At 59.7% G+C, this 12,478-nt stretch carries 11 protein-coding genes; 2 read left to right on the top strand and 9 right to left on the bottom strand.

The window, feature by feature from the left end; all coding sequences use genetic code 11:
• The first annotated feature begins 107 nt into the window (after window positions 1-107).
• Window positions 108-1,235: a DUF2865 domain-containing protein gene (locus KKY_RS19430; protein WP_050811648.1), complete on the top strand. Its 1,128-nt coding sequence runs from the start codon at window positions 108-110 to the stop codon at window positions 1,233-1,235.
• On the opposite strand, the gene gltX is transcribed toward KKY_RS19430, so the two are convergent.
• The 8 genes from gltX to rpiA form a co-directional block, all read right to left on the bottom strand.
• On the bottom strand, window positions 1,180-2,508 hold the full coding sequence (gene gltX / locus KKY_RS04245; RefSeq protein WP_014130071.1) for a glutamate--tRNA ligase: 1,329 nt from the start codon (window positions 2,506-2,508) through the stop codon (window positions 1,180-1,182). The two genes, KKY_RS19430 and gltX, sit on opposite strands and share 56 nt — an antisense overlap.
• Window positions 2,505-4,175 (bottom strand): NAD+ synthase, encoded by a 1,671-nt coding sequence (locus KKY_RS04240; protein ID WP_014130070.1) that lies wholly within the window; start codon window positions 4,173-4,175, stop codon window positions 2,505-2,507. Before KKY_RS04240 ends, gltX begins: the two co-directional genes overlap by 4 nt.
• A 151-nt stretch (window positions 4,176-4,326) precedes the next feature.
• A protein-coding gene (locus tag KKY_RS19905; protein ID WP_090832357.1) for an IS5 family transposase occupies window positions 4,327-5,090 on the bottom strand; the annotation gives its coding sequence in 2 pieces (ribosomal slippage) (window positions 4,327-4,763 and window positions 4,763-5,090; 765 coding nt in all).
• Window positions 5,091-5,168: 78 nt separating this feature from the next.
• Window positions 5,169-6,116, bottom strand: coding sequence for a hypothetical protein (locus KKY_RS04230; protein ID WP_014130067.1), 948 nt, complete (start codon window positions 6,114-6,116; stop codon window positions 5,169-5,171).
• Window positions 6,117-6,252: 136 nt separating this feature from the next.
• Window positions 6,253-7,629 carry a class II 3-deoxy-7-phosphoheptulonate synthase gene (locus KKY_RS04225; RefSeq protein ID WP_041528572.1) on the bottom strand — a complete coding sequence of 459 codons (1,377 nt, stop codon included), beginning with the start codon at window positions 7,627-7,629 and terminating at the stop codon, window positions 6,253-6,255.
• Between the two features lie 126 nt (window positions 7,630-7,755).
• Complete coding sequence (gene gor / locus KKY_RS04220; protein ID WP_041529083.1) at window positions 7,756-9,135, bottom strand: glutathione-disulfide reductase; 1,380 nt, start codon at window positions 9,133-9,135, stop codon at window positions 7,756-7,758.
• A 113-nt stretch (window positions 9,136-9,248) separates the two neighbouring features.
• On the bottom strand, window positions 9,249-9,815 hold the full coding sequence (locus KKY_RS04215) for a DUF2059 domain-containing protein (RefSeq protein ID WP_014130064.1): 567 nt from the start codon (window positions 9,813-9,815) through the stop codon (window positions 9,249-9,251).
• A gap of 15 nt (window positions 9,816-9,830) precedes the next feature.
• Window positions 9,831-10,553, bottom strand: coding sequence for a ribose-5-phosphate isomerase RpiA (gene rpiA / locus KKY_RS04210; RefSeq protein WP_041529082.1), 723 nt, complete (start codon window positions 10,551-10,553; stop codon window positions 9,831-9,833).
• 129 nt (window positions 10,554-10,682) lie between these two features.
• Here rpiA and moaA point away from each other — a divergent pair, with 129 nt between their 5' ends.
• Window positions 10,683-11,696 carry a GTP 3',8-cyclase MoaA gene (gene moaA, locus KKY_RS04205; protein ID WP_014130062.1) on the top strand — a complete coding sequence of 338 codons (1,014 nt, stop codon included), beginning with the start codon at window positions 10,683-10,685 and terminating at the stop codon, window positions 11,694-11,696.
• On the opposite strand, the gene KKY_RS04200 is transcribed toward moaA, so the two are convergent.
• Entirely contained in the window at window positions 11,693-12,169 is a 477-nt protein-coding gene (locus KKY_RS04200; RefSeq protein ID WP_014130061.1) for an Lrp/AsnC family transcriptional regulator, read from the bottom strand. The two genes, moaA and KKY_RS04200, sit on opposite strands and share 4 nt — an antisense overlap.
• Between the last annotated feature and the right edge of the window lie 309 nt (window positions 12,170-12,478).

Raw genomic sequence — 12,478 nt, 5'->3', positions numbered from 1 at the left:
AGTGATTGGCATTGGCCGCTAAGATGGCCCATACCTTGGCACAGTTAAAGCCTTGCGTTGAGACAAAAGCCTGATAAGCGGATCGCACTGGTCGCGGCGGGCATCCCATGGATGGTATGATTTCAGTTCGTTGTACTTTTGCCGGGTCGGCGCGCCTGCTGATCGCCCTTCTGGCATCTCTTGCCTTCATGATTGCCGATATGTCGGCGGCGATGGCGCAGAATCAGAACTGCGGACAGATCACCGCCATTCTGCGGGGCATCGAGCGCAACCAGATGTTTCAAAGCTTCAACGGCATTGCCCGGGAACTTCAGAATCGGCAGGTCGAGGTTCGTCAGGCCGAAAACCAGTGGGTCGCATCGGGTTGCCAGCAGGTTCTCAATGCCGGCCAGGCGCTTTCCGGTCAGTGCCAATCGATTGCCCAGTCGATTACTCTTGGGCGCAGCCAGGTCGAACAACTGACCTCGATGGCCCAGGAAGGGCAGACGATGGCCCAGAACTATCAGCGGGTCATGGCAGATTACCAACGCTATGGATGTGACACGGGCCAATCCGGTGTCACTTTCGGCAATGAGGGAACACGAGGCGGCCTGCTCAACGACATCTTCGGCGGTGGCTATGACTATGTCGACGGCGCCTTCAATCCCTGGAGCACGCAGCAGACCCGCCGCACGGTCTGCGTGCGCACCTGCGACGGGTTTTATTGGCCAATCAGCTTTTCCACGACCGACGACTATGTCGCGCAGGACGCCATTCGCTGCCACGAAATGTGTCCGGGAACCGAGGTTGCTATGTTTTCATACCGCAATCCGGGCGAAGAACCCGAAGACATGATTTCGCTATCAGGCACGCCCTATCGCTCGATGCCGTACGCGTTCCGCTTCCGTGAGGAGATAGACACGAATTGTTCGTGCCAGACCCGCGAGACTGTGGGAACGATTGCGGTTAACGGACAAGGCGGGCAGTCGCGTGCGATCATCGATTTCGGTGACCTGGAGTTTCCCCTGCCCCAGCCCGATCCGCGTGGAACACGACAGGCCGAAGCCGTAGTGGCCGATCTCATCTATGTGCCCCTGCCGCGGCCGCGGCCCCGCGCAGATGGCACTGCCGATCCCCAGGTACAGCAACCCGACCTGGAGGGACCCGACATGCGGGTCGTTGCGTTCGGAAACAAGGACGTCAGGATAGTCGGGCCAGAGACACCTTACGTCCCAGAACCGGAAGAAGCGCCTTGAGTTCCGGCCCCTCGTGCCTGCCGGTCAGCGCAAGTCGCAGCGGCAGGAAAAGCGCCTTGCCCTTGCGGCCCGACTTTTCCTTGAGCACGCCGGTCCACTGACCCCATGTCGTTTCGTCCCACGGCTCTTCGGGCAAGGTTTGCCGGGCCAAGGCGATGAAGTCCCTGTCTTCTTCCGCAACGACCGGTTTGGCGTTGACAACCACGTCTTGGTAGAGCGGGACGAGCTGTGAAAGCCGGGAAATATTGTCGCGCAGGGCGAGCCATGCCGTTTCCGTCATGCCCCCGATGTCACCCACCCGCTCCCGCACTGCCGTAAAATCCATGGCGTGGACGATGCGGGCATTGAGGGTTTCCAGTTCAGCCGGATCGAAGCGCGCCGAGCCGTGGGAGATCATCGAGAACTCAAGCTTTTGAGCAATTGCATCGAGATCGGGATACGGCTCTACCGGCAGCGACGTGCCGGTGATCGACGCCATGATGGCAACTGCCAGCGGCTCGTAGCCATCGTCTCGCAACTGGCTGAGCGAGAGCGACCCCAGCCGCTTGGAAAACCCCTGCCCTTCGGCGTCTGTCAAAAGATTGTGGTGCCCGAAGATGGGCGAAGGCGCCCCAAGCGCCTCAAAAAGCTCGATCTGCGTACCGGTGTTGGAAACGTGGTCTTCGCCCCTGATGATATGGGTGACACCCATATCGATATCGTCGACGACCGAGGTGAAGGTGTAGAGATAGCTGCCGTCTTCGCGGATCACGACGGGATCGGACATCGAACCGGTGTTGACAGTCTGGCCGCCCTTGATGAGGTCGTCAAAGGCCACGGCGCGACCATCGAGCCTGAACCGCCAATGCGGCTTGCGGCCTTCGGCCTCGAGCTTTGCCTTGTCTTCGTCCGTCAGGTCGAGCGCGGCGCGATCGTAGATCGGCGGGCGACCCAGCGCACGGGCACGCTTGCGCTTTCGGTCGAGTTCATCGGCCGTTTCATAGGCCGGATAGAGCCGCCCTTCGGCAATCAACCGGTCGCGCGCGGCATCGTAGAGCGAGAGCCGATCCGATTGGCGCACCTTGAGATCCGGTGTGATGCCGAGCCATTCGAGATCGGTCTCGATGCCTGTTGCAAACGCCTCGGTCGAGCGCACGGTATCGGTATCGTCAAACCGCAGGATGAACTTGCCGGCATTCTTGCGGGCGAACAGCCAATTGAGGACGAGCGGGCGAGCATTGCCCAGATGCAGGCGCCCGGTGGGCGATGGCGCGTAGCGGACAACGACACTCATCGGGCCACGCTCCCGTCGCGATAGCCCGACGTGATGGGGTATTTCCGACCGATGCCAAAGGCCTTTGGCGTGAGCTTTGGCCCTGGCGCCGACTGGCGACGTTTGAACTCGGCCATATAGATCAGCCGCTCGATGCGCTTGACCAATTCGGCATCGAATCCTTGGGCTACGATTTCGGCCAGCGACTGCTCCTCCTCAACCAATGCTTCGATGATCGCATCGAGCACCGGGTATGGAGGCAGCGAATCCTGGTCGGTCTGGTCGGGCCGCAATTCGGCACTCGGCGCCTTGGAAATGATTTCGGGGGGAATGACCACACCCGCCGGTCCGCGCACATCAGTCGGATAGTAGGAGTTGCGCCATTCCGCCAACCCATAGACCTGCATCTTGAGCATATCCTTGATCGGGTTGTAGGCACCGTTCATGTCGCCATAGATCGTGGCGTAACCGACCGCCATTTCGGACTTGTTGCCCGTGGTGATCAGCAGCGAACCGAGCTTGTTGGACACCGCCATCAAAATGGTGCCCCGCATGCGCGATTGGAGATTTTCCTCGGTGATATCGGCAGCGTGGCCCTCAAATACTGTTGCAAGGTTTTCATTGACCGCATCGACCGGAGCGCCGATCGGCACGATATCGTAGCGAACCCCAAGCGTTTCGGCGCACGCCTTTGCGTCGCGCAGGCTGGCTTCCGATGTGTAGCGATAGGGCAGCATCAGGCAGTGCACATTTTCGGCGCCCAACGCATCGACAGCCAGCGCCGCGACCACTGCGGAATCTATGCCCCCCGACAGCCCCATGACGACCGACTTGAAGCCGTTCTTGTGCACATAGTCACGCAACCCGAGCATGGCGGCGTGCCAGGGGGCCTCGTTGACCGGCACAAGTTCGGTGACATGCCCCTTGACGCAATGCCAACCGGTGTCATTCTTTTGCCAGTCCGAAAGCACCATATCGGGCACAAAGCTCTTGCCCTGGAAGGCCAGCGAGCCATCGGCGTTAATCCCGAAACTCGCACCATCGAAGACCAGTTCGTCCTGACCGCCGATCTGATTGGAATAGAGAATGGGCAGCCCGGTTTCCGCAACGCGCTGGCGGACCAGTTCCAGTCGCTGGTGTTGCTTGTTGCGCCAGTAAGGCGACCCGTTCGGGCAGAGAAGTATTTCCGCCCCGTGCTCGACAAGAGCCGCCGACACCGGTTTATGCCAAACATCTTCGCAGATCGGCACTCCGACCGGAATGCCCTTTATTATCATCGGAGTGGGAAGCTCACCGACGGTAAAGTAGCGCTTTTCGTAGAAAACATCGTCATTGGGTAATTCGACCTTGTCCCGGCGGTCGATGACCGCCCCGTCCTCGGCAAGGATGACGCTGTTATAGAGCTTACCGTCCACACTCCAGACAGTAGGCAGCAGAACCGAGACGTTGAGCCCTTTTGTCTCGCGCGCAAGCGCGCGCGCAGCTTCCATCGCCTCGGTCACGAACTGGTGCTTGAACAACAGATCCTCAGGGAAATATCCGGTGAGGTAGAGTTCGGTAAACATCAAAATGTCCGCGCCCACCGCCTCGGCCTCTGCCAGCGCCTGGCGCGCTGTTGCGAGATTTCCGGCAATCGCGCCGACTTTGGGGTTCAGTTGGGCAAGGGCAATGCGGAGCGTATCGGTCACGAAATTCTAAGTCCGGCAGTCATGGGAAGCGCGCCAGACTTATAGTGCGCGGCTGTCGAGGGCAAGGCGGCGCAAGACAAAGCCGGGCTGCGAAAACCGCCCGGCTCGGTCGTGATTGGCTTTGGAATGCTAGGCTGTAGTGACGATTTAATCATTTCAGCCACAACATGATTGCGGCGAGCTTAATGAAGCCGAGGAAGTTTGCGGCGAGTTTGTCGTAGCGGGTTGCGATGCGCCGCCACTGCTTGAGCTTGGCGAAGAAACCCTCGATGCCCCATCGGTTTTTATAGGCAATCTTATCGTAGCGGTGCTGGTGTTTGCGATGGCGGCGGGGCGGGATGACCGGTTCGCCACCCTGTTCAAGAATGATGTCGTGCAGGCTGTCGGCGTCATAGGCGCGGTCGGCAAGCACCTTTTGGGCGGCAAGTCCCTTTATCAGATCGCAGGCTGGCGCCATGTCGTTCTGCTGGCCGGGGCCGAGTTCGAAGCGGACCGGCAGCCCCAAGGCGTCGACTATGGCATGGAGCTTTGTGCCGAAGCCGCCCCGGGAGCGGCCGAGAGCCTGGGCTTGCGCTCCCCCCTTTTTCGCCGCCCGCCGGCGGCTTGGGCCTGCGCCCTGATGATGGTGGCGTCCAGCGCCAGCCATTCCATATCCGGATCGTTCGCCACCGCCTCAAAGATCCGGTCGAACACCCCCATCTCGATCCAGCGGTAATAGCGCCTTTTGACCGTCTGATAGGGGCCGAACCGGTCCTCGGGAAGGTCACGCCAGCGGGCACCGGATCGTGCAAGCCAGAGAACCGCATTGAAAAAGCGCCGCCCATCACTGCGCGGACCGCGCTTACCCTTGCGGCCGCCGGGAACAAACCCCATCAGCCGCGCCCATTGATCGTCTCGAAGAACCTCGCCGTCCACACCAGCCTCCAAAAAGCTAGTGTTGAATCTGATTTGCCCGGCCTTGGGAATCCCAGAAACCTAAATCGTCACTACAGCCTAGAACGTGCCGGTCAGTTCGATGACCGGCCCCCAGCGGAACAGCTCGGTCGTGCCACTTGCCCAAAATCCCTGCACATCGCTCGGGTCGCCCGAGTTCCGTGCCTCATAGTAGATCTCAGTTGGGCCCGTGAGGTAGTAGCCACGCGCTCCTGCCCTGATGGCGAGGTTCTCGGTCGGCTTGAATCCCACCATCGCGTCCAGCGCACCGCCATAGAGATGACCGGAAATGGTTGCTGCATTGCCTCTCACATAGGGCGCTCCGGGATCGATAACGTCGAGCCCGTTGAAGGCTCCGTAGGTTCCGGTCAGCGAAGCATAAGGGATGGCGGCAGCGTTGACGGTGACGTCGAATGCGTCGTTGAACTCGGCACGGCCCGCAACGCCAAGGCGCAGCGCGTGAACTTCCAGTTGATTGGCCGTGCTGTCCCCGCCCCCACCTGCGGTCAGAAAGCTAGCACGACCCATATCGGGCGATTCATTGAGATACTGATAGCCAACAAAGGCGCCCAACCCCATCCCCTCATTTTTGAAGGGCGTATAGCCGAAGTCTGCTCCGGCATAGGCAATCTCACCGGAATCGGTTGACACCGAACCACCACTCCACGGCGTTTCGAAGTTACCGTCGATTACAGCCGCGTAGCCAAGATTTGCAGTGAGGAAGGTGTCCGTCGAGTGGTCGTCAATTCGACCATGGAGTTCGATGAAGTGGCTTGCATCGTCGACCGAATACTGGTTGCCCACAATGTTGGTGCGCTGACCGCCCATGCCATAGAAGTATCGAATCCCCGCCTCGAAATCGAGGCTGTCTTCATAAGGCATCATATCGACAGGATAGGCCGGCTTGAATACCGGGTCTGGCTGAACGCCCCAATCGGCGGCGATGGCCTGCCCGCCCGCGGCAGCGGCCAGCAGGCCCGCAGCAAGACCAGTGAGAACACGCGACATTGAGCCCTCCGAACGACGCGAACAATTTCATTCGTCTTGGTTATGAGCCCGTTAGGGTTAATGTTGGCTAAATGGAAAAACAAAAGGCGCTGTCCGTGAACAGCGCCTTTTTCCGTTTCAACAGTATTGAGCTAAATCAATATCCGACAGCCTTGGCTGTACCGTTGGTGCGCTGACCATGCATTTCCTCGGCAATGAGGAAGGCCAGTTCCAGAGCCTGGCTGGCGTTGAGGCGCGGATCGCAATGGGTGTGGTAGCGGTCGGACAGCGAGGCTTCGGTCACCGCCGACACGCCGCCGGTGCATTCGGTCACGTCGCGGCCCGTCATTTCCACATGCACACCACCGGCGATGGTCCCCATTTCGCGATGGATGTCGAAGAACGACTTCACCTCGGAAAGGATGCGGTCGAACGGGCGCGTCTTATAACCCGACGACGCCTTGATGACGTTGCCGTGCATAGGGTCGCAGCACCAGACGACGGTACGGCCCTCCGACTTTACAGTCTCGATGAGCCGGGGGAGATGCTCCTGAACCTTGTCGGACCCGAAGCGTGCGATCAGCGTCAATCGACCCGCCTCGTCCTTGGGGTTGAGGACGTCCATGAGGCGCTTCAAATCGTCGGACGACATGGAGGGCCCGCATTTCACGCCGATCGGATTGTGGATGCCCCTGAAATATTCAGCATGCGCGTGGTCGGGATTGCGGGTGCGATCCCCGATCCAGATCATGTGGCCCGAGGTCGCGTACCAGTCATTGGTGATCGAGTCCCGACGCGTCATGGCCTGCTCGTAGCCCAGCAGCAGCGCTTCATGGGAGGTGAAGAATTTCGTCTCGCGCAGCACCGGCGTATTTTCGGGGCTCAGACCAAGAGCGCCGAGAAACTCGATGGCATCATCGATCTTTTTTGCCACCTCTTCATAGCGCGGGTACCAGTTGGAGTCCTTGACGAACCCCATGGTCCATTCATGCACGCGCGAAAGATTGGCAAACCCACCTGCCGAGAAGGCGCGCAGCAGATTGAGCGTGGCCGCCGACTGCCGGTATGCCTCGAGCTGGCGATTGGGATCGGGGATACGAGCTTCGGGTGTGAAGTCGATGCCATTGATGATATCGCCCCTGTAGGAGGGCAGTTCGACGCCATCTATGGTTTCAGTGTCGGCCGAGCGCGGCTTGGCGAACTGGCCGGCAATACGCCCGACCTTTACCACGGGCTTGGACGCGCCATGCGTCAATACCACCGCCATCTGCAGAAAGACGCGGAAGAAATCGCGGATATGATCGGCGTGGTGTTCGGCAAAGCTTTCGGCGCAGTCGCCGCCCTGCAAAAGAAAGGCGCGACCCGCGGCGACCTCGGCCAGGTTGGCCTTGAGGTCTCGCGCCTCGCCTGCAAAAACCAAGGGGGGAAACGAAGCGAGCCGGGCCTCGACCGATTCAAGCTCTGTCTGGCTCGGATAGGTCGGGACCTGCAGGATCGGTTTCGTCCTCCAACTGTCAGGTGTCCACGTGCTCATCGTTTCACTCACTAAAAATGGTTGCCCTTCCCGAAAAGCCGGGAAGGTCCGGCGGTTTACCAACTCCGGACCCCCATGCCAAGTATTCTATGGTCGAAGGGCGCCGATCGCCGCATCAACTCGGGGTTACGGGTTGCATTTTTCTCCATCGACAACACGATAGCTTGGTGATTTGAAGGTCACCAGCTCTTCTGCTGCCGTGGGATGTACGGCAATGGCGTGATTGAAATCGGCCATTGTCCCACCCATGCCCAGAGGAATGGCAATGAGCTGGATCATCTCACCGGCTCCCGGTCCCAAAATGTGACAGCCGAGTATCCGGCCGGTATCGGTTTCCGTGACGAGCTTGAGCATCATCTTTTCCTGCCGGTCGGAAAGCGTGTTCATCATGGGGCGGAAGCGGGTGACATAGATATCGATCGAGCGATAGCGCTCGGCTGCCGCTTCCTCGCTCATGCCCACCGTTCCGATTTCAGGCTCGGAAAATACGGCAGTAGGGATCAGATGATAGGGCACGGTGGTGGGCGTGTTGTTATAGACGGTCTGCGCGAATGCCGAACCTTCCCGGATCGCGACCGGAGTGAGCGCCGCACGGCCCGTAACGTCCCCGACCGCATAGATCGAAGGCACCGACGAGCGTGAATATTCATCGACCACGACCGCGCCGGTCTGGTCCAGTTGGACCCCGGCCGCATCGAGACCCAGATCGGAAGTGTTGGGATGGCGACCGGTCGCGAACATGACCTTGTCGAAAGTCGCTTCCTCGCCATGGGAGAATGAAACACAAACGCCCTCCCCGTCTCTGCGCAAGCCGGAAATGTGATACCCATACCGGAACCGCACCCCACGTTCGCGCAGCGCATCCTCCAAACCGTCACGGACGTCGTGGTCGAACCCACGCAGGATTTTGTCCCGGCGATAGACCAGCGTCGTGTCGACACCAAGTCCCGCAAAGATCGTCGCGAACTCGACGGCGATATAACCGCCGCCTTCAATCAGGATTGTCCTTGGCAGCGTTTCGAGGTGGAAGGCCTCATTGGAGGTGATCCCGAGATCGCTGCCTTCGATATCGGGCTTGAAGGGAGCACCGCCGGTCGCGATCAGAATACGCTCGGCCTCCAGCTCCTCTCCGGTCGAAAGCTTTATCGCATTCGGGCCCGTAACCGTGGCGCGCGCCTTGAAGATCTTGACGCCGGAGCCGTCGAGCAGCGTTTCATAGATCTTTTCGAGGCGGGCGATTTCCTTGTCCTTGTTGGCCAGAAGGGTCGGCCAATCGAACGCGGCATCGACCGTCCATCCGAAGCTCGGGGCGACATCGAACAGATCGCCAAACCGAGAGGCATAGACAAAGAGCTTTTTGGGCACGCATCCGCGGATGACGCAGGTCCCACCATAGCGATACTCTTCGACGATCGCGACCTTAGCACCCAATTGGGCCGAAACGCGCGCCGCTCGCACGCCCCCCGATCCCCCACCGATCACGATCAAATCAAACTTCTCGCCCATTGGGGACCCCGCGCCGTTGCTGTGTTTTGAGGCAACGATATAGGCGCGGACCGCAAACAAAAAAACCCCCGTCCTGCCGGACGGGGGCAAAAGCGAGCCGGAGAAACCAGACCTTATTGTGGTGCAGCTTCGCCCTCTTCTTCAAGAACGGGCGCCTCGACTTCGGGGGCATTATAGCCCTGATTGCGCAGTTCGGTGCGTACGCGCGAAAGGAATTCGTTGGATGTATTGCGGCTCCAGACGCCGAGAACCAACTGAAGATCTTCGTTGATGCCGGCATTCTGGCTCAGCAGCTTCTCGCCGACCGGTGTGCTGTAAAAGCCCACGATTTCCTCAAGCTCTTCGAGCGAGAACCGAATCGCGTAGATGCGGGCGAACTGATTATAAAGCGGGTCGCGATCGGCAAGATATCCGTCATAGACGGTCTGCAGCGCGTTGATCAGCGGATCGCGCAGCGAGGGGTCCTCCTGGATCATCAGGCGCATGACGCGCAGCCCCATCTCAATGAGCGTCCGCTCGTAAAGCTGCGCGGAGTCGGTCATGTCGACATATTCACGCGCTTTGGCGAGATGTTCGGGTGAAATTTCCTGTTGGGCATGGACAGGGGCCGACGCAACCAGCGCGGCACCGAACAGAACGAGCGCCGCTGTGAGCCGGCGCAGAGTGGGCAGGAAAGTCATTGTGCGTACGGTCCCTTACGAAATGAGCGGGTTATAATTCACATGCTCGGACAGTTTGATCGTCCCCTTGGGCGTAGCAAGATAGGCTTCCGAACACAAATCGATGAACAGCCCATGCTGCACGACACCGGGAATTTCGAGCAGTGCCAGCGAAAGCGCTTTTGCGTTCGAAATACGGCCAAAAGATGCGTCCACGATATAGTGTCCGCCGTCTGTCAGATATGGCTCTGCACCTTCACCCTGCCGCACGGCCTTTCCGCCCAGCGCGCCGAACTCGGCCATCACGCCGGCAATAGCCCTCTCGGTTGCGGCTAGGCCAAAGGGATTGACTTCTATGGGCAGGGCAAACCGGCCCAATGACTCCACCAGTTTGGAATCGTCGGCGATCACGATCATCCGCGCTGATGCCGCAGCGACGATCTTTTCGCGAAGCAGGGCCCCGCCGCCGCCCTTTATGAGCTGGAAATCGCGGTCGATCTCATCGGCCCCATCCACCGTGACATCGAGGCTGTCGATATCGTCGAGCGTGGTCAGGGGAATACCCAGGCCGCGCGCCTGCGCGGCCGTCGCTTCCGAGGTCGGTACGCAAAGGCATTGGAAGCCCTTGGCCACTTCGGCGCCCAGCAGGTCGACAAAGTGCTTGGCTGTCGAACCCGTACCCAGTCCGATGCGCATGCCCGATTTGACTTCGGACATTGCCGCCTCGGCCGCCTTGCGCTTGAGGTCGTCGCTCACGATCTGAAATCTCCCCGTTTTGCCTCTAGAACGGCAGTTCGGATCATCTGTCAACGCTACCAATGTCGATACGCACATCGCAGTGACCGAACCCGGCTTTTCGCTGCGCGCAATAGCGCCTATATTCGCCCAATGACAAATCAAGCGCCCCAGCGCCCTCTCGTCGACAGTTTCGGCCGGCATGTCACCTACCTGCGGGTTTCGGTGACCGATCGCTGCGACTTCCGCTGCACCTATTGCATGGGCGAAGACATGGTCTTTCTGCCCAAGAGCGAGGTGCTCAGCTTTGAAGAAATTCAGGCCGTCATCGGCGCGTTTGTCAGCCGCGGCGTCCGCAAGGTTCGACTGACGGGCGGAGAGCCACTGGTTCGGCGCGACATCATAAAACTCATCGAAGCGCTTTCAGACCGGCATCTGGCGCGAGGCGAGCTCGATGAACTGACGCTGACGACCAATGGGAGCCAACTCGCTCTGCATGCGGGCCGCCTGGCCGAACTGGGTATCCGTCGGGTCAACGTTTCCCTCGATACGCTCGACGGCGACAAGTTTAGGGCGATCACCCGGCGCGGACGGTTGCCGCAAGTGCTCGATGGCATCTACGCGGCGCGCGACGCGGGACTTGCGGTCAAGCTCAACATGGTGGCGATCAAGAACGTCAACGAAGAGGAAATCGTGCCCATGCTCGAATGGGCCCATTCGGAAGGGTTTGAATTGACCCTTATCGAGGAAATGCCCCTGGGGGACGTCAGCTTCGACCGCGCCGATACCCACCTCTCGCTTCGCACGGTCCGTGATCGGCTGGCCGAGCGCTTCACGCTCACGCCCATTGCCAAGCGGACCGGCGGGCCGGCCCGCTACATGCGGATTGAACAAACCGGGGGCACGATCGGGTTCATCACGCCGCTCAGCCACAATTTCTGCGAAAGCTGCAACCGCGTGAGGCTGACCTGTACCGGCCAGCTCTATATGTGTTTGGGGCAGGAAGATCGCGTCGATCTGCGCGCCGCCTTGCGCGACGGTGGCCGCGAAGGGCTGGACGCGGCGCTCGATCGCGCGATGATCCTCAAACCCAAGGGTCATGATTTCGTGATCGAGCGGCGCTCGGCTCCGGCCGTCGGCCGGCACATGTCAGTGACCGGCGGTTAGTCCCCAACGACCGCAAATTCGAGCGGCAGGGCCGTGGTGTATTTGATCTGCTCCATGGCAAAGGACGAGCTGACGTCCGACAGCGCGATCTTGGAGATCAGCTTTTTATAAAAGATGTCATAGGCCTGGATGGACGGCACGACAACGCGCAGCAGATAGTCGACGTCCCCGCTCATGCGGTAGAATTCGACGACCTCCGTAAAATCCTCGACGACTGCCGCAAATTTGCGCAGCCAGGCGTCATTGTGCTCATTGGTCTTGACCGCAACGAATACGGTGACGCCGGCATTGACCTTTTCGGGATCGAGCACGGCGACGCGACGCTTGATGACCCCCTCTTCCTCCATTTTCTGGATGCGACGCCAGCACGGCGTGGTGGACAGACCGACCTTACGGCCGATTTCCGCCACGGGCATCGTGGCATCCTTCTGCAAAAGCTGGAGAATTTTGCGGTCGAGTTTGTCGAGCGCCATGGAAGCCCCTGAAATAGTATTCTTATAATCAACGAAAATTTCCAGTATTCTGGAAAATCGTCCGCCTCGGCCCGGCATTTGACGTGCCAGCATTGCCCATGTCAAGGCAAACCACTTCAGGTTTATCCACCGGTTGCTCTACCTTCACGGGCGTCGGAACTGGCCAGCCAGCGGGGCTTCGGCCAACTATGGTGAAAATTGCGTCTAAACGCCGCTTGCGGTTCAACGTCCTGTTAACCACGCGTGGCTTAGCGTTGAGGCTCGCGTACGGGTGAGCAGGTTTTATGCTGGCCCGATGAGTAGTTGAGT

Source organism: Pelagibacterium halotolerans B2 (genome assembly GCF_000230555.1).
GTDB classification, from domain to species: domain Bacteria; phylum Pseudomonadota; class Alphaproteobacteria; order Rhizobiales; family Devosiaceae; genus Pelagibacterium; species Pelagibacterium halotolerans.
The sequence above is the reverse complement of the archived record's forward strand: the minus strand, read 5'-3'. Positions and strand labels throughout refer to the sequence as shown.